General features: G+C 69.3%; 10 protein-coding genes and 2 pseudogenes. 2 read left to right on the top strand and 10 right to left on the bottom strand.

What is annotated here, in order from left to right:
• Positions 1-135: 135 nt before the first annotated feature.
• The 5 genes and pseudogenes from FHL80_RS03280 to FHL80_RS03260 form a co-directional block, all read right to left on the bottom strand.
• Positions 136-3,717 (bottom strand): DEAD/DEAH box helicase, encoded by a 3,582-nt coding sequence (locus FHL80_RS03280; protein WP_138732031.1) that lies wholly within the window; start codon positions 3,715-3,717, stop codon positions 136-138.
• Positions 3,711-6,659 (bottom strand): DUF1156 domain-containing protein, encoded by a 2,949-nt coding sequence (locus FHL80_RS03275; RefSeq protein ID WP_138732030.1) that lies wholly within the window; start codon positions 6,657-6,659, stop codon positions 3,711-3,713. Before FHL80_RS03275 ends, FHL80_RS03280 begins: the two co-directional genes overlap by 7 nt.
• Entirely contained in the window at positions 6,656-7,069 is a 414-nt protein-coding gene (locus FHL80_RS03270) for a DUF7680 family protein (protein WP_138732029.1), read from the bottom strand. Before FHL80_RS03270 ends, FHL80_RS03275 begins: the two co-directional genes overlap by 4 nt.
• Positions 7,066-10,050, bottom strand: coding sequence for a DUF499 family protein (locus FHL80_RS03265; RefSeq protein ID WP_138732028.1), 2,985 nt, complete (start codon positions 10,048-10,050; stop codon positions 7,066-7,068). The genes FHL80_RS03270 and FHL80_RS03265 overlap by 4 nt, the downstream gene beginning before the upstream one ends.
• A 434-nt stretch (positions 10,051-10,484) precedes the next feature.
• Positions 10,485-10,687, bottom strand: a pseudogene (locus FHL80_RS03260) (ATP-binding protein); the annotation flags it as partial.
• 333 nt (positions 10,688-11,020) lie between these two features.
• Here FHL80_RS03260 and FHL80_RS26995 point away from each other — a divergent pair.
• Both FHL80_RS26995 and FHL80_RS25190 read left to right on the top strand, forming a co-directional pair.
• Positions 11,021-11,248 (top strand): annotated as a pseudogene (locus tag FHL80_RS26995) (transposase); the annotation flags it as partial.
• A 19-nt stretch (positions 11,249-11,267) separates the two neighbouring features.
• On the top strand, positions 11,268-11,423 hold the full coding sequence (locus FHL80_RS25190) for a hypothetical protein (RefSeq protein ID WP_216870378.1): 156 nt from the start codon (positions 11,268-11,270) through the stop codon (positions 11,421-11,423).
• Between the two features lie 23 nt (positions 11,424-11,446).
• Here the strand turns inward: FHL80_RS25190 and FHL80_RS03250 are convergent, their stop codons facing one another.
• The 5 genes from FHL80_RS03250 to FHL80_RS03230 are packed head-to-tail and all read right to left on the bottom strand — an operon-like array spanning position 11,447 to position 16,608.
• Entirely contained in the window at positions 11,447-11,896 is a 450-nt protein-coding gene (locus FHL80_RS03250; protein ID WP_138732027.1) for a nucleoside deaminase, read from the bottom strand.
• 25 nt (positions 11,897-11,921) lie between these two features.
• Positions 11,922-12,821 carry an ABC transporter permease gene (locus tag FHL80_RS03245; RefSeq protein WP_138732026.1) on the bottom strand — a complete coding sequence of 300 codons (900 nt, stop codon included), beginning with the start codon at positions 12,819-12,821 and terminating at the stop codon, positions 11,922-11,924.
• Between the two features lie 3 nt (positions 12,822-12,824).
• Entirely contained in the window at positions 12,825-13,898 is a 1,074-nt protein-coding gene (locus tag FHL80_RS03240; RefSeq protein WP_138732025.1) for an ABC transporter permease, read from the bottom strand.
• Positions 13,895-15,505 (bottom strand): ABC transporter ATP-binding protein, encoded by a 1,611-nt coding sequence (locus FHL80_RS03235; RefSeq protein ID WP_246078427.1) that lies wholly within the window; start codon positions 15,503-15,505, stop codon positions 13,895-13,897. The genes FHL80_RS03240 and FHL80_RS03235 overlap by 4 nt, the downstream gene beginning before the upstream one ends.
• Before the next feature lie 5 nt (positions 15,506-15,510).
• Positions 15,511-16,608 (bottom strand): BMP family protein, encoded by a 1,098-nt coding sequence (locus tag FHL80_RS03230; RefSeq protein WP_138732023.1) that lies wholly within the window; start codon positions 16,606-16,608, stop codon positions 15,511-15,513.
• Between the last annotated feature and the right edge of the window lie 2 nt (positions 16,609-16,610).

Below are 16,610 nucleotides of genomic sequence, written 5' to 3'. Positions count from 1 at the left end.
CCCGGCCCGGCGCCATGAACATCTCTGATTGCAACGTAGGCCTGGCTCGCGGCGACCAGCGCTTCAACGACCGTTGTGCCGTCCTCCCATAAGGTGACACTCGTCGAGACTTGCGTGAGAGCTTTTTCGTCCTAGCTACGCAGGTCCGCGAGCGCGAAGTACCGCAAACTCGCCGGCCAGTGCCCTAATCTGCTCGCCATAGGAGTGCTTCCTCCGCGCCCACTCAATCTCGTCGAGCCGCCGCTCACCATCGTCGTGTTGAGGTGGCCGCAAGAAGGGGCCCTTGTCGAGATTTAGTTGCCCACGCATTGCGTCGAGGTAGCGCAGCATCCCCGTCTCGTCCTTGAGGTCGAACCACAGCAGCCCGGGCTCGGTCGTGCCGCCGGCCGCGCGGGCGGCCGCGACTGCGTCGGCCATCACCGCATTTACGATGGTCGTGAAGCGCTCCCGGATTTTTTCCAAGGCATCCGCCTCGTTGCGCGCGCCTACGGCGTCGTACCGGGCCCGCCTGCTTGCTTGCGCGCGGGCCAGCAAGGTTTCGGCGCTCGCCTCGGCCTCCGGCCTGTTGACTGACGGGCCGAGGCCGTCGACGTCGGCGAGCTTGGACGCCGGCCGGGGCGGGACGGTGTCCGAGCGGACGACGACAACGGGCCCCCGATCTCCGTCGGACAGGAGCACGAGAGAAGGCTCGGTCGTCCCTTGCGAGTGCTTCGCAAGCGCGCCGTCGAGGCGGGGATGACCGTAGGTCGCAAGTGCGACCCAGGATTCAGGATCGCGACTCACTCGTGCCGGGTCTGTGGTGATCGGTCGTCCGGGGGCCTCTAAGACTGCCCCGAGCCGCTCGATGACGACCTCCCGGAGATCCGCGAGCGTCACTGGGCCGGGTTCGGCGGTGGGGATGGGTAGTGGGTCCTCCTCGACGTCCAGAGGCAGGCCCGCTCCCGGATTGGACTCGACGAGGCTCACTAGTGATTCGATGCGCGCCTCGCGGGCCTTCGTTCGCTCGCTTGCAGGTGACTTGAAGACATCGCGGAAGGCCCCCTCCACGGCCCCCAGGATGGGTTGCAGGCCGCCGACGATGCCGCTGAACAAGTCGATGCGGGAGGCCAAGGCCCGGTAGACCTCTTCCTCGACGGTTCCTTCGATGAAGAAGTTGCGGATCTCCACGACGTCACGGACTTGCCCGAGACGGTCGACGCGCCCGATCCGCTGCTCGACCCTCATTGGGTTCCAGGGCATGTCGTAGTTGATGAGATAGCTGCACGTCTGGAGGTTCAGGCCCTCGCTCGCCGCGTCGGTGGCGAGCAGGACGGTGACGGTCCGGGCCCTGACCGCTTCCACCAAGTCACGCTTGCTGACTTTCACCCAGCCCTGGTCCTCGCGAAACACCCGCCCGCCGTCCCCGGTAAAGGTTGCGAGATGGCTGCGGTACCGGTGGTGGAGCCGGTCCCGAAGGTAGTCGAGCGTGTCCGTGAACTGAGTAAAGACGATAGAGCTGTGGCCGTTACCCCTGGCGTCCTCAAGGTGCTGCTCCAGGACGGAGAACTTGCCGTCACTGACTCGGTCAATCCGGTCGGCGTACGCCCGCATGTCGACTAGGTCTTGAGCGGTCAGCGGGACGGCGACGGTGTCAATGACACCCGCTGCGTCCTCGTCGTCGCCGTACTCATCCTGGTCGTCATCGAGGAGCGACTGCTCCAAAAACGTTTCCTCGCTGGCGAGGCGCTTGAGCAACGTCTTGTGGATGGCGGCCCAACTGCTAGTCAACCGGCGGCGGTACACGGTCAAGACGAATCCAGCTCCCCGCCGCTTGCCGTGAGCCTCCAGGAGGCGGTCAATGAGCGCTTCGAGGTCCTCGTAAAGCTGCTGCTCCGCCGGTTCCAAGTCAACGACGTGCGGCTGGACGTTGCGGTCAGCGAGATTCTCGGTGATGAGGCCGCGCTTGCGGTAGACCTTCAGCGTGGCGCGGCTGTGACGGGCCACGTACTGCCTCACCGGGCCGAGCGCTCGAAGCCACTCCCGGAGAGCCTCTCGTCCGTCAGGCCCAAGCTCCGCGACACGCTGCTCGGCCGCGACCCCGTCGTGCCCGAAGCGGAACACCATCTCGGACCGAACCTGACCAAGGCGGCGCACGATGTCCGACGCCGCGGCGTCCTCCGCGCCGGTCCTGGGAAGCGCCGGGGTTCTCCGGACCTGTTCGGCCAGCCAAGCCCACGCGGCCCGCCTGTCGTCGGTCTTGGACAACTCGCCGTAGAAGCGTACAAACGCCGCTTCGTCAGTCAGAGGTCCCGACAGGCCTGTCTGCCGCAGCAGGTCGACCAGCTCAACGGCCGCTGTTTGCAGCGGGGTGGCGGTCATCAGCCATATCGCGCGGGCGGCGTTTTGCCGGTTCACGGAGTCCAGCAGGTCCAGCAGTCTGCTCGGCCTGTACCGGTCCTCGGACCCGTGCTGTCGTCGGGCATGGTGCGCCTCGTCCACGACGATCAGGTCGTACGGCGCTGCCGCCAACAGGAGCCGCTGTTGCTCAGGCCGGCGGGCGAGGTGGCTCGATGCGAGCAGCAGGGGGTGATCCGCGTAGGGGTTCGCGCCCGCTGGTGAGACATCATCCGGGTGCGCACCGTAAATTTTGCCCTGGTCGAGGCGTGGCACCCACAGCGCGAACTTCTCGAACAGTTCGTCCTGCCACTGCCGGCAGACGTTCGCCGGCGCCAGCACCAGGGCCTTCTGCACCTCGCCGTTGAGGACCAGGTACCGCAGGCTCATGCCGGCGCTGACCGTTTTGCCAAGTCCTACCTCGTCGGCGACCAGCCAGGACCGTGGGTACATGCCGGCGAGCCGGGCGACGTTCTGGCGTTGATGTGGGAACAGCCGGACACCGCTCGTCTCCTCGGCCAGGTCGCCGGCCCAAGGGAGTCTGGGCGCAGCCAGCAAGAAGTTGGCGACGGTACTCGGCTCGCCGACCGGCGGCGGCTCCTCGGCGTCCCGTTCCCCAGGCATTGTGTCGGGTGCCAGGGCAAGGAGCGCCTTCTCTGCAGCCTCGGGCAGGCCGTAGAGCTTGAATCCGGAGATGTCGCCGTTCCAGCGCTTCTCGAACTTGGCGGCCCAGAACGCGAAATGCCCGGCCGTGCCGTCCCAGCTGCTGTATACGCTGAACGACTCAAAGTTGCGAGTCCAAGCCGTGAGAGATTCGTTGATGCTGCCCTGAAACGCAATGGCGTCACCGGCCTGGTCCTTCAGGACCCCGATCTTCTCGTGGAAGTACGGGTTGTTCTCCTGGTCGGGCAGGGGCTTCCCGTCGCCGTCGACGGCAATCGCTACCTTGACCTCCAACCGTCCTTCCTTGATGAGCCACGCGAGAACCTCCATGCGCCGGCGGTCGACCTCGCTGCTCGTGACGAGTCCGGCGGCCAGGCGATCCGCCAATTCGCCAGTGATCGTCTCCTTGCCCTGCAGCGCCTCGAGGTCCTGCGGCGTCAGGGCGGCACCGCAGAGCAGCCGCACCGACCCACCGTTGTTAAGAAACCGCGACATACCCCGCGCGGCAACCGCCAGCGAGGACGACCGGAAATAACCGACCGAACGTGAGTAGGAGACGGCCTTTTTCAACGCTGGGACGTAGAAGCCGTTGAGTACGTCGTCCCCACTGTCGTACCCCGGCGGTAGGTCCAAAGTGCGCAGCGACAGGACGTCGTCCGCGGCAGGCGGTGCGGTCACCACAGCCGAGGACTGCCCGCGGCCCGCTGTGCGGCTGCGGCGGCTGCGGCGGCGATGAGCTCGTCACGGTCCGGGGGAAGAGGGATAGTTTCGAAGAAGGCGTTTCGGAGGGAGTCCAAAATTCGAGCCTCGGGGCGCACGAACTCGCCCTGCTGCTTCTGCCTAGGGACCGCGTGGATGGCGGCGCGTACCAGGCTCTCAAAGCTGCTGTCGTCCGCGAGCCCGTGGGTGACCAGCCACTTCTGAGCCTCGCGCGTGCCGTCCTCGCTGTAGACGAGCATGAGTGCGTGCAGCGCGTCCACCAGCGTCCGATAGGTGGAAGCGTCGGCATCGAGCCCCTTCGCCGTCCGCCGCTGCGCCGGCGTCAACAGGGTCACCTTGCCGGACGCCGCCTTGATCAGCTTGTGTGCCTTCGTCAGATCGTCCAGATCCAGGTGGGTCGCGAGGGACAGCTTGAGTGCCTCCCCTGCGGGGAACTCGGCCGCCTCGAAGTCTGACCAGGCGAGCAGCCACCAGTCGGTGACCCGGTCGAATTCGACGTCCTTACCGCCAAGGAGTCCTCGCTTCTTCAGCACTGCGACCTTCTCGCGCGCGAGGTCGAGTGCGATGTCGGGGCGCAGGATCTCCGGATTCCCGGACTTGTCGAGCTCCCCCGTGAAGACCGGCCAATTTTGAGACAGCACGGCCAGCACCGGGCCGTACGTGGCGAGGGTGAGGTCGACGCCTTTGAGCCCGTGGCCGACGAACCGTCCGACGGCCTCGACGGCAGCGTCCTCGACGTCACGACGGATGTCGGCCCAGTAGGCGGGCTGCGTACTGCCGCGCTTGTGGCAGTTCAGCAGGATGGTCGACTGGGCCGAGTTCTTCTTGGCCTGGTGCAGGGAAGTCTCCGACTCTGTGGCGATGGGCCATGAGGACGTGATCGCGAAACCGGAGTTGAGCAGCGCTGCGCCCAGCGTGTCCCAGGCATCGACGCGCTTGTGCGTGAACATGACGTTGAGGACGCCCTCTGAGGCGAGCACGCGGTGCGCCTCTTGGAAGGACCTGGTGAGCAAGTCCTCGTAGTGGACGCTGGCAAGCTCGGCTGCCGTCGACGTGCCTACCTCGCGCCTGCCTCGTCCCGCGTGCGTGGCGACGTCCTTGAACAGCGAAGGGTTGGCTACCGCCTCGGCGTGCTTGTCCGTGATGGGCAGGTCGCAGAACTGCGGCCAGACATCGCGCAGAGATCGCTTGATCCAGACGTAAAAAAAGTCGCTGAGCTCTCCATACATGACGTTGTCGTAATAGGGCGGGTCCGTGATGACCGCGTCCACGGAGCCTGCCGGCAGGTCGACTGAGATTGCGCTGCCCCGGAGCACGCGCGGCTTACCGAGCACCTCGTCGTCACCGATCCGCGGCTGCCCTCCGTGCACGAGCCTGCTGAGGTTGGCGTGGTTCTTGGCTGCGTTGGCAATTGCCCACGGCAGAAGTAGCCGTCCCGACTCGAACTCGGCGCAGGTCCAAGAGAAGGCGAAGTCATGCCGGTCAAAGCCGTTACGGATCATGCTGCGCCCTGCGTGCCAGCTACAGAGACGGCTGTTGTAGTCGAGGCATCGATCTAGTGCGTAGGCCAGATGCAGCGCGACCGCGCGGCCGCGCTCGACCCCGAGTTCGGCCTGCATTGGCCCCTGAAGTGCGATGAGTTCTTCAAGGAACACGGTGTTGGCTAACAGCTGGCGCGGCATAAACAGGTCTGACCAGCGCCTGAGGCCCATTCGCAGCAGCTCGTCGGTCTTGTGCCCTGGCTGCACGGCCTCGTCGGGAACGAGCCCTTCGACGTCCCAGCCGGGGCGGAGACGCGTGAGCTCCTTCTCGGCGTTCTCGACAGCAGCGAGATCGTTGGCGTCAGGCGTGCGAAAGCGGCGGCTCTTGCCTTGCGCGTAACAGACGGCAAGTAAGACATAGGACCCGTTGCCCGCCTGGGCCTGCTGCTGGATGTACTCCCCGGAGAAGGTCGCCCCGCCTTCCCAGACGCTTTCCGCAACCCCGCTCTTGTACGTGGCGCGGTCACCGTACTTAAGCGCTTCATCGCCGTGCACGACCGTTGGCTTGAGCGTCCCGGTGGCCTCATCGACGAGAAGGCGCACCGCGTCTGAGCCCCGCTGAAGCCACAGGTTCGGAGCGAGCGGGGTCGGCCGTCCCGTGGTGGGACAGGGCACCGCGAACGCCCAGATGTAGGACTGCGTCGCCCCCTGTTCGTCGCTCGGGAAGAACGCCTCCAGACGCGACTTCGCGGCCTGGGCCCACTTAGCTCCCCACCGCGCGATGTCGTCCCCCAGGTCAGGACCGAAGTCGTGAACCGCGCCGAGAGTGCCTTGCAGCACGGCGGAAGCGACCGGGTTAAGTTCGTTCGCCACAGCGTCGCAACCGAGGCGCATCGCCTCGAAGGGGATACTTCCGCCGCCGGCGAACAGGTCGAGGACGACGGGGCGTGCGCGGCCCGATGAACCGGCGCGCAGCGCGCTCAGTCGCTGCAGCCGTTGGATCTCTTCTGGTTGAGGTGAACGGGTGAAGGCGCGGTCGTAACCGTAGGCGTTGCCTTCGGTCTTGTTGCCGGCCGCTACCGCGGCCGCGATGGCTGCACGAGCGAGAGCTGGGTCCTTGCCCTTGGGGATGCCAACGAGCTCCATGAACCACTCGCGGTACTCCGTCTCTGTACCGAACTCCGCCTGGAGTCCGCGCAGCACCGCCGCCGCGTCGCTATCCGCCGCCTGCTCGGTGGACGGCCACGCGGGCAGAATGGATCCCATAATGGCCGCGCGGCTCCCGGACAGCGGTCGGCGTGCCCACCAGACGTGCAGGAAGTTGACCGGCGGGAAAGCCTTGGCGCTGCCGCGTTCGCGGAGGCTTTCCGCTCCGATCTGCTGAGCGGGGAACCACTGGTCGATGAGGCTAGGGGCGGTCACCGCTTGATTCCCTCGGCGAGCAGCAGGCGTAGGGCCCGCAGTCCGTTACGGCGACTCGTCTGGGCGTGCCAGTAGGCCGCTTCCTCGCGGCTCATGGCGGCCACGCCGTCGGCCACTGTCCCGATGCGATCGACTCGCTGAAGCGGCTTCACCGCACGGAGCAGGAGCTCTACGTGCGCGCCGACTTGTGCGTCGACGACGATCGGCTCCCCGCTGGTCCAGTCCCGTCCGCGGAGACGCGCGGAACGCAGCACTTCCTGCGCCCCGGCCGCGACGTGGATCGCCCGGTACCCATTGACCCGCACGCTCCGTTCTGCGCCTTCGAGGTCCGTAGCCTCGACACTCAGCGCCTTGACCCGGCCGTCCTCGTCGCGCTCGATCAGGCAGCGGTACACCTCGTTACGGGTCATGCGGTTCCCTCGGTCGTCAGGCGGACGTCACACCTTGTGGGTCCGGTCGACTGGGCAGCTGCGACCACGCCCGCGACATCGTCTCCCTGGAGCTCCACGGGGGCCGGCCAGGTCACGTCAATGGCTGCCTTGAGATCCGCGGGGCGTCCGAGCAGGGAGCGCAGCGCTTCTCGCAGCGGGGCGTACTCGGCTGGGCTGCCCCGAAAATCGATGTTCACTTCGTGCTCGGCGGCGTCGAGGTCGACACGGGCAGTGATGTCGTAGGTCGTCTGTGCGGTGCTGCCGGCACCGGCGGCGACGGTGAGCAGCCGCTGGAGCTCCTTGCCTGCGCCGTCGCCGAGCGACGCGACATGGACGCGAACTGCGCGGACGTGCGTACGGCCTGCGTCAACGGCAGCCTGTCGGGCGTTGACTAGGGCCGGTCCGGCTGCACCGGACCCGTCGAACTGCGTGCTCGCGGGCTGCTCACCGTCGTCGCCGGTGCCAGCGTCGTCGTCGCAAGGCCCGGTGTGGACTGTGCCGCACAGCGGGCAGGGCTCCGGACCCGGATCAACATACGAGCCAGGCGGGTGCAGCAGCGTGTCTTCGCCGAGTCGCGGGGTCGGTCCGGGCTTTGTTTTTGTGGACCAGCCCGCTGCACCGCCGTCGGGGGCCTGGTACTCCCAGACGCCGTTGCGGACTCCGGCAATCAAGAGGTTGACCAGCTGCTGCCGGTCCAGCACGAGTTTGAGGTCCGGCCTGCGAGCGAAAGTTCTCACTACCTCGAGCGTCGGCTGCGGCGAGTCGAACTTCGCTCCGAGCTTGCTCCGGACGTAGGCAGGATCGAGCGGCTTACTGCCCGCGACGAGGGTCTTCTCCATGGAGTCGAGGCGTTCAAGGATGGCGTCCGTCTGATTGCTGAGCAGGCTCGCCGACGTGACCGTCCCGAGTACAACGGTCTCCAGCCCGTCCTTGTCCGGAACATAGAGGACGTTGACGTGGTTGCACACGGCGACGCGGGCTTCGGCTTGCGCTTCGGCTGCCTGCTTGGCGACGTCGCCCTGCTTGTCCTTACCTAGGCTCGCCAGCAGCTCAGGAGTGCCTCGCAATTGCTCAAGCGCGAGCAGGCGGCGCACCTTGGCGAGCATAGGGTCGTGTCCGTCACGGCTGGGCGCGAGGAAGATTAGGCGGTTGCGGAAATCGCGGACGCCGCCATTCGGGGCCTTCTCGAACGTCTCGCTGACCTTCTGCGGGACCTCCCCCGTGCTCGGGTCGAGGCCCTTTTCGTCGCCGAAGTCGTCCCAGTGGTAGACGACGAGGTAAGCGTCCTCGCTGTTGTCGGGAACCTTGGCGTCCTCCCATGCCCGACGGACCTTCAAGGCTGAATCCTTGAATTGTTCAGAGAGAATCTTTGTGGCGCGCTCGCGGACCTTGCTGCCGAGGATCTTCTCCTCGGCCTCCTGAACCAGACGGACCAGGCTTGCTTCCGTGGAGAACCGGTAGCCGCGCAGGTCGGAGTGCAGGTACCAGCAGGAGTTTTCGAGGCCGTCGAGTGCCTTGATGATGAGATTCTGGTCGTCGCCCGGCGTCAGGACCGCGCCGTAGAGGTCGCTGGCGGCCACGCCCGGGACCTCCCTCGTCAGGCTGAAGAGGTACGCGGCCGTGGCGAGCCGGCGCGCGTACGGGGTCCCCATCCGCCGATCGACCTCGTCGGCGTGGCTAGGGGTTCCCCCGGTCTGCTGCGCGATGTCGGCACGGATGACCGGCTCGTACAGCGCGCGGTCGATGCGGCTGGACAGGTCCTCCGCGAGCGAGGGCACGGATAGGTCGATGTGGTGGAGGTGGATCAGCTCCAGCGGCTCTCCGTTCTCCCAGATAGTGCGGACGGCCCGGGCGAGCAGCCGGAGGGCCCCCCGGGTGCGCTGAAAGTTGGGAATCGTGGAGAGCCGCTTGTCTAGTACGCGGATCAAGTCCGGGTGAAAGGGGTAGTTCGCCTCGACCTCCTTCGACCACGCGCCGGCGATCGTCTCCGTCGGCAGGTCGAGGCCGGCCGCGTGCGCGGCCTCTGCGGCGTCGGCATACCTGGCAGCTACCTCCTGGCGGGCGGGCAGGCCCGCGAGGTCCGCCTCGAACAGCCGCCGGGCAAGGATTTTGGGCAGGTCCGCCTCGCCGCTCGCGCGCAGGACCAGCTCCTTGCGGGCGAGCAGACTGGACACCTCCCTCAGCGTCAACGCTAGGGACTCGGTGTCTCCGGCGAAGGCGTCAGTCTCGCCGGCGGTGGTAATGACAACGACGACTCGCGCGCTGCTGTCGGCGGCTTCCAACAGGGCCATAAGGAAGGACAAAGTCTGCTTGGCCAGGTTGCTGTCTTCGACCTTGCGTGCCCCGGCTGCAGACAGGTACCGGGCGATCTCGTCGATGAGGATAAGGACGGGCTTACCGTCAAAGACTCGCTTGAGCTGATCACTGCCCGGCGCGCTCATCGTCTCGTCGTCCTTACGGACGATCTCGTAACCGGCCTTGCCGCCGATCTGCAGCGCCAGGTACCCCCACGGCGTGTTCGCCGAGATCCCGTCGACTGCCGGGAACGTGCTCGCTCCGGCTGTCGTCCCGACGAACACCGCGACGGAGGGCGTTGGTCCATCTCCGCCGGCAAGGACCGCCGGATCCATAAACTCAGCGGCAAGGGGGTCGGGGATTCCGCTGCGCGTGGCGTGGAAGAGCGCGATGAGGTTGTGAGTCTTGCCGCCACCGAAGTTGGTTTCAAGTCGGAGAACGCTCGCGGCGTCCGGCTTGGTGCCGAGCAGACGACCCAGAGCCTCGTTCAGTAGCGTTCGCAGACCCTCGCTCGGGTAGGTCTGCGCGAAGAAGGTCCCCGGATCGCCGTATGTGTCCGCGGCGGTGCCAGCGGCAACATCTTCCAGGCCTGCTGCGAAGCGGCTCTCAGTCAGCTCCCCGGCCATCACGTCTTTGCGTGGCGTGATGGTGCTCAGCAAGGTCATGCGGTGGCTCCCGTGCTCGTCATTTGGGCTGTGTCGCCCGCGGTAAGGGGCAAGTGAGGTTCCACCGAGCTCCCTCGAAGCAGACCGTTCTCCGCTACCAGGCCCAGACTGGACGCGACGCAGGTTGTTGCCGGGCTCGTCGCCCTCGCGGAGCACCTGAAGGGGCGAGCGTAGCTCGACGCGGGCTGGCGTCTTGCGACGATGCCTGCACCAGCGCGTCGGCCGCCGCGGACTCGGCGACGGCACGCTGAAGGGGATGGATCACCACCGCGTCGACATGGTCGGCGGGACGCCAAGATCAAGTGGACCTCAAGGAGCAGGTGCGCGCGAAGACCGCTTTCGCGGGGTCGGGTGATCAACTGCCTGCCTGTCTGTCAACGACGGCTGAAAACGGACCCCGTAGCGACGGGTGAAAGTGGACCCCCTCCGGTGGGTCAGTCGTCGATGTTGGTCGGGTTGGTGCGGCGGCCGAGGTCGCGCTCTTTGAGGCGGTAGCTGTCGCCTTTGAGGGCGATGACCTCGGCGTGGTGGACGAGTCGGTCGATCATCGCGGCGGCGACAATCTCATCGCCGAAGACTTCACTGCAGCGGCCGAAGGGCCGTTGCTGGTCACGATGAGCGAGGCGCGTTCATAGCGCCGCCCGGGCGGTGCTGGCCGGCACCGCGACCGGCGCGCCGAAGACCCGCACCGGCCCCGGTGTAAGCCATCCGGACACTGCGGGTGGCCCGCCGCGGTGCGGTCAAGGCGCGCACCGCGGCCTGGAACCAGCTGCACGGCTTAGTGGTCTGCCCCCGAGCAGCTGCGCGCGGACCTGGCCGGGCTGGGGAGCACTGAGCTGGTGACCCGGTGCGCCGGCTTCCGCGTCGACTCCGCCCGACTGCTGGAGCCGGTGAAGGCGACCAAGGCCGCGCTGCGCGCGGTCGCCCGCCGCATTCAGCTCCTTCATGAAGAGATCGCGCTGACGCACGGCTGCGCCCGGCAGCGCAGACCATCGCGCCGCGCACGGCGGCCCTCTTCGGCGCCGGCCCGGACGTAGCCGGGCAGCTGCTGACCACGGCCGGGGACAACCCCGAGCGGTTGCGCAGCGAGGCCGCGCTGGCCCACCTGGTCAGGATCAGCCCCCTGCCGGCCAGCTCAGGACGCACCGACCGACACCGGCTCAACCGCAGCGGCGACCGCGCCGCCAACGCAGCGACCCACCGCATTGTGCTGCCGCATGCGCTACCACCAGCCCACTCGCGCCTACGTCGCCCGCCGCACCGGCCAGGGCTTAAGCAAGAAAGAGGTCATGCGCTGCCTCAAGCGCTACGTCGTCCCAAAAGTCCACACGGCGCTACTCGCGGACTTCGAAAAACTCGCCTCAACCGCTTGACCATCGATAGGAACATCCGGACCTCAGGGCTCGCCGATGTCCTCGTTCCACAGGCCGGGCTCGCGGGCGATGAACTCCTCCATCAGGCCGATGCACTCGGCGTCGTCCAGCACCACGACGTCCACCCCGCGGGAGCGCAGCAGGTCCTCCCCGCCGTAGAACGTGCGGTTCTCCCCGATCACCACCCGCGGGATCTTGTACAGCAGGATCGCCCCGGTGCACATGTCGCACGGCGACAGCGTGGTGACCATCGTGGCCCGGGCGTACACCGAGGCGGGCAGCCGGCCGGCGTCCTCCAGGCAGTCGGTCTCGCCGTGCCGGATGGCGCTGTTCAGCTGCACCCGCCGGTTGTGCCCGACGGCGACCACCTGCCCGTCGACGACGAGCGCGGCGCCGATCGGCACCCCGCCCTCGTCCCGGCCCTTGCGGGCCTCGGCGACGGCGTGGGCGAGAAGCTCTGTATCGACGGACATGGACGACCTCCAGGGGACGTGGGGTTCAGGCCCGGCGGTAGGCGGTCAGATACGCCCCCGGGTAGCGCACCCCGCGGCCACGGACGGCCAGCGCGGCGATGACGACGAGGTAGGGCAGCGCGATCAGCAGCTCGTTGGGGATCGACCCGAAGGCCGGGGTGATCGCCAGCTGCAGCTGCAGGGCGTCGAACAGGCCGAACAGCAGCGCGCCGAGCACCACCGGCACGACCTTCCAGCGGCCGAAGATGACCAGCGCGATGCAGATCCAGCCGCGCCCGCTGACGATGTCGAGGGTGAAGGTGCCCAGCACCGACAGGGTCAGGAACGACCCGCCGAGGCCCATCAGCGCCCCGCCGACGACCAGCGCCGTCCACCGGGTGCGGGCCACCGAGATGCCGGCGGTGTCCGCGGCCTCCGGGTTCTCGCCGACGGCGGTCAGCCGCAGCCCCGCCCCGGTCGACCGGAGCACCCACCACACGGCCGGGGCGAGCACCAGGAACGCCACGAACGTCATCGGGTACTGCGCCACGATGCCGCCCCCGGCGAACAGCCGGCCGAACTTCTCGGTCACGGTCTGCTGGCCACCGCCGAACAGCTGCCGGTTGGTGAAGTCGCAGGCCGCGACCAGCAGCAGGGTGATGCCGATGCCGGCGACGTGCTGGTTGACTCCCAGGGTCACCGCGAGCAGCGCCATCAGCGCGCCGGCGAGCGCCCCGGCGACCACCGCCGCCAGCGTGGCCAGGGCCAGCGACCCGGTGCGCGCCGCGACCAGGAACCCGATGAAGGCACCGGCGTACAGGGTGCCCTCGATGCCGAGGTTGAGGACGCCGGTCCGCTCGCCCAGCAGCGCGCCGAGCGCGCCGAACACCAGCGGGGTGGCGATGGTCAGGGTCGCGGCGAGCACCGCGACGACGGGGAAGTCCACGGCTCAGCCCTCCACCGGTCGCGGTGACCGGGGTGTCCGCCGGACCAGCCGGTAGTGCCGCACCGACAGCGCCGCCACCACCGTCAGCAGCAGCACCGAGGTCAGCACCCCGCCCATCTGGCTGGGCAGCTGCAGCGCGATCGAGGCGCCCTGCGCCCCGACCTGGACGTCGCCCAGCAGCAGCGCGACGGCCAGCACTCCGACCGCGGACAGGCCGCCCAGGGTGGCGACGACGACGCCGGTGTAGCCGTACCCGGCGGCCAGGCTGCCGGTGAGCTGGTGCTGCACGCCGAGCACCTGGGACGCCCCGCCGAGCCCGGCCAGCCCGCCGGAGACCAGCGCGCTGCGCCACTGCAGCAGCCCGACCGGGACGCCGGAGAACTCGGCCGCCGCCGGGGACTGCCCGGCCGCGCGCAGCCGCACGCCCAGCGGCGTGGCCGACATGACGACCGCGGTGACGGCGACCAGCACCAGCCCGACCAGCAGCCCGGCGTGCACCCGGCTGCCGAACAGTTCCGGCAGCCGGTAGCCCACACCGAAGGTCGCCGAGTCGGGGAACCCGGTGTCCGGGTTGCGCCACGGCCCGTTGAGCATGCCCTGCAGCAGCAGCACCGCGACCGGGTTGAGCAGCAGGGTGGTGACCACCTCGTCGATGCCGGCCCGCCGGCGCAGGAAGGCCGGCAGGAACGCCCAGGCCACCCCACCCAGCGCGCCGCCGACCAGCCCGAGCGGCAGCGCGGCAGCAGCCGGCAGGTCGGGCAGGGCGAGGGCCACCGCAGTGGTCGCCATCGCGCCGACGAGGAACTGCCCCTCGGCGCCGATGTTGTAGTAGCCGACCCGGAAGGCGATGGCCACGGCCAGCCCGGTGAACAGCAGCGGGGTGGCGGCCAGCAGCACCTCGGCGATGCCGTTGCCGGTGCTCAGCGGGCTGACCACGTACCGCTCGAACGCCGACACGGGCGCCGCGCCGGCCAGCCGGATCGGCCCGGCGGTCAGCGCCAGCGTGGCGACCACGGCGAGGCCGGCGGCCGCCGCGGCCAGCCAGCGGGGCTCGCGGCCGCGGAGCACGAACCTCATGCCGCGTGCTCCCTCGAGCCGGTCATCAGCACACCGAGCGCCTCGCGGGTGGCGTCGGCCGCGGCGACCTCGCCGACCAGCCGGCCGCCGGAGAGCACGACGATCCGGTCGGCGATGCCGATCAGCTCGTCGAGGTCCTCGGACACCAGCAGCACCCCGCTGCCGGCGTCCCGCAGCGCGCGCAGCTGGGCGTAGACGTACTGGCAGGCGCCGACGTCCAGGCCCCGGGTGGGCTGGGAGGCGACCAGCACGGTGGGGTCGCGCTCGAGTGCCCGGGCGAGCAGCACCTTCTGCATGTTGCCGCCGGACAGCGACCGGATCGGGTCGCCGGGGGCGGCCCGGATGTCGAAGCGCTCGATCAGCGCCTCGGCGTGCGCCCGGACCCGGCGGCGGCTGAGGAAGGGCCCGGTGCGGAACCGGTCCAGGTCCTCCAGCACCAGGTTCTGCTCCACGCTCATGCCGAGCACGACGCTGCCGCGGCGGTCCTCGGTGAGCCGGCCCAGCCCGGCCCGCAGCCGCGCGGCGACGTCCAGGCCGGTGACCTCGGCGTCGCCGACGCGCACCGTGCCGGTGGTGACCGGGGTGGTGCCGCACAGCGCGGCGACCAGCTCGGTCTGGCCGTTGCCGGACACCCCGGCCACGCCCACGATCTCCCCGGCGCGCACGGTCAGCGAGACGTCGTCCAGCCGCGGCCGGGGGTCGCCGGCCAGGCTGAGCCCGGTGACCTGCAGGGCGGCCGGCCGGCCCTGGTCGACCGGCCCGGCCTGGGTCGACGGTGCAGCGCCGTCCAGGCCGACCGCGGTCGCCAGCGCCTCGTCCACCACGTCGTCCGGCAGGTCGGCGTCCGCGGGCCCGGCCGCGCCCACCATCAGCGCCGCGATCGCCACCGGGTCCAGGCCCTCGGCCGGCAGGTCGGCCACCAGCCGGCCCCGCCGCAGGACGCCGATCCGGTCGGCGAGGTCGACCACCTCGTGCAGCTTGTGCGAGATGAACACGACCGCCATGCCCTCCGCGGTCAGCCGCCGGATGGAGGCGAACAGCAGGTCGACGTCGGCCGGGACCAGCACCGCGGTGGGCTCGTCGAGGACCAGCAGCCGGCAGTCGCCCAGCAGCGCCTTGAGGATCTCCACCCGCTGCCGCTCCCCCACCGACAGCCGCTCGACGACGGCGTCCGGGTCGACCGGCACGCCCAGCCGCTCGGACGCCGCCAGCACCCGGGCGCGGGCGGCCTTCCGGTCCACCCGGCCCAGCGGGGAGCCGGCCAGCATCAGGTTCTCGGTGACCGTCATCGGGCCGACCAGGGTGAACTCCTGGGTCACCATGCCGATCCCCGCGGCCAGCGCGTCGGCCGGCGAGGTCATCGTGACCGGCTTCCCGGCGATCCGGATCTCCCCGGCGTCGGCGCGGCTGAGCCCGTACAGGATGCGGGTGAGCGTGCTCTTGCCCGCGCCGTTCTCCCCGAGCAGGGCCAGCACCTGGCCGGCGTCGACGGACAGGTCGATCGCGTCGTTGGCCAGCAGCGACCCGAATCGTTTGGTGATGCCCCGCAGCTCGACCAGCGGGGCGGCCCGGAGCGAGGACACGTCCCCGCTCCGGGCGGCGGCCACCGGGGTCACTCCCCGACCGTGGTGGAGCCGGCCGGCTCGTTCTCGTCGACGGGGGTGACGACGCTGCCGTCCAGGATCGCCGCCTGCCGTTCCTCGACCTTGGCGGTCAGCTCGGCCGGGATCGGGAACGCCGTCCCGGTGTTGATCGGGGCCAGCGAGCTGCCCTTGTTCTTCATGAACGAGTACTCGGCCAGGTTGGAGGCTTGATAGCTCCCGTCGGCGACCGCGCCCACCACCGCGTCGACCGTCGGGCGCATGTCCCAGATCAGCGAGGACACCACGTACTCGGGGGCCTGCTCCTGCTGGTCGACCATCATCCCGAACACCGGCAGCTTGTTCTCCTCGGCCGCGGCGATGACGCCGTCCCGCTCGGCGAACAGCACGTCGGCCCCGCCGGCGATGGCCGCCTCGGCGGCCTGCTTGGCCGTCGCCGGGTCGAAGAAGGAGTTGATGAAGGAGACGGTGACCCGGGCGGCCGGGTTCTGCTCCTGCGCGCCGGCGGTGAAGGCGTTGACGATCCGGTTGACCTCGGGGATGGGCATCGCGCCCACGACGCCGATGGTGCCGGTCTTCGTCAGCCCCCCGGCCAGCATCCCGGCCAGGTAGGCGGGGTCCTGCAGCCAGTTGTCGAAGACGCTGAAGTTGGGTGCCTGCTCCGCGCCGCCGGAGCCGAAGGCGAACGCCGTGTCGGGGAACTCCGCGGCGACCTCCCGCACCGCCTCCTCCGCCGCGAACGCGTCGCCGATGATCACGTCCGGGTCCTCGGTGGCGATGATGTCGCGCAGCGCCCGCTCCATCTCGTCGGCGGTGCCCAGGTCGTCGACGTGCTGGTACTCGATCTCGCCGTCGTCCGCGGCGGCGGTCAGCGCCGCGTGGATCGCGCCGTCCCAGGGCTCCTCCAGCGGCGTGGCGAACGCGCCGAAGACCGAGATCGTGCCGTCGTCGGCCGAGGACGACGAGCCGCCGCTCTCCTCGCCGGTGGTGCCACCGCAGGCGGCCAGCACCAGGGCGGACACCGCGATGCCCGCGACCAGCCCCGGCCGCGCCGAACCTGCGCGCCGGCGTCGGCCGGCGGTCTGCTGCGTGCTGGACATCGAGGGCATGG

The sequence above is a fragment of the Modestobacter excelsi genome (assembly GCF_005930495.1).
Taxonomy (GTDB): domain Bacteria; phylum Actinomycetota; class Actinomycetes; order Mycobacteriales; family Geodermatophilaceae; genus Modestobacter; species Modestobacter excelsi.
This window is presented reverse-complemented; position numbering and strand designations above follow the sequence as displayed.

Bases quoted from the DNA above. Each gene is read 5' to 3' on its own strand.
- FHL80_RS25190 (WP_216870378.1), top strand. From the start codon at position 11,268: ATGCGCTACCACCAGCCCACTCGCGCCTACGTCGCCCGCCGCACCGGC.
- FHL80_RS03230 (WP_138732023.1), bottom strand. From the start codon at position 16,608: ATGCCCTCGATGTCCAGCACGCAGCAGACCGCCGGCCGACGCCGGCGC.
- FHL80_RS03250 (WP_138732027.1), bottom strand. From the start codon at position 11,896: ATGTCCGTCGATACAGAGCTTCTCGCCCACGCCGTCGCCGAGGCCCGC.
- FHL80_RS03240 (WP_138732025.1), bottom strand. From the start codon at position 13,898: ATGAGGTTCGTGCTCCGCGGCCGCGAGCCCCGCTGGCTGGCCGCGGCG.
- FHL80_RS03270 (WP_138732029.1), bottom strand. From the start codon at position 7,069: ATGACCCGTAACGAGGTGTACCGCTGCCTGATCGAGCGCGACGAGGAC.
- FHL80_RS03265 (WP_138732028.1), bottom strand. From the start codon at position 10,050: ATGACCTTGCTGAGCACCATCACGCCACGCAAAGACGTGATGGCCGGG.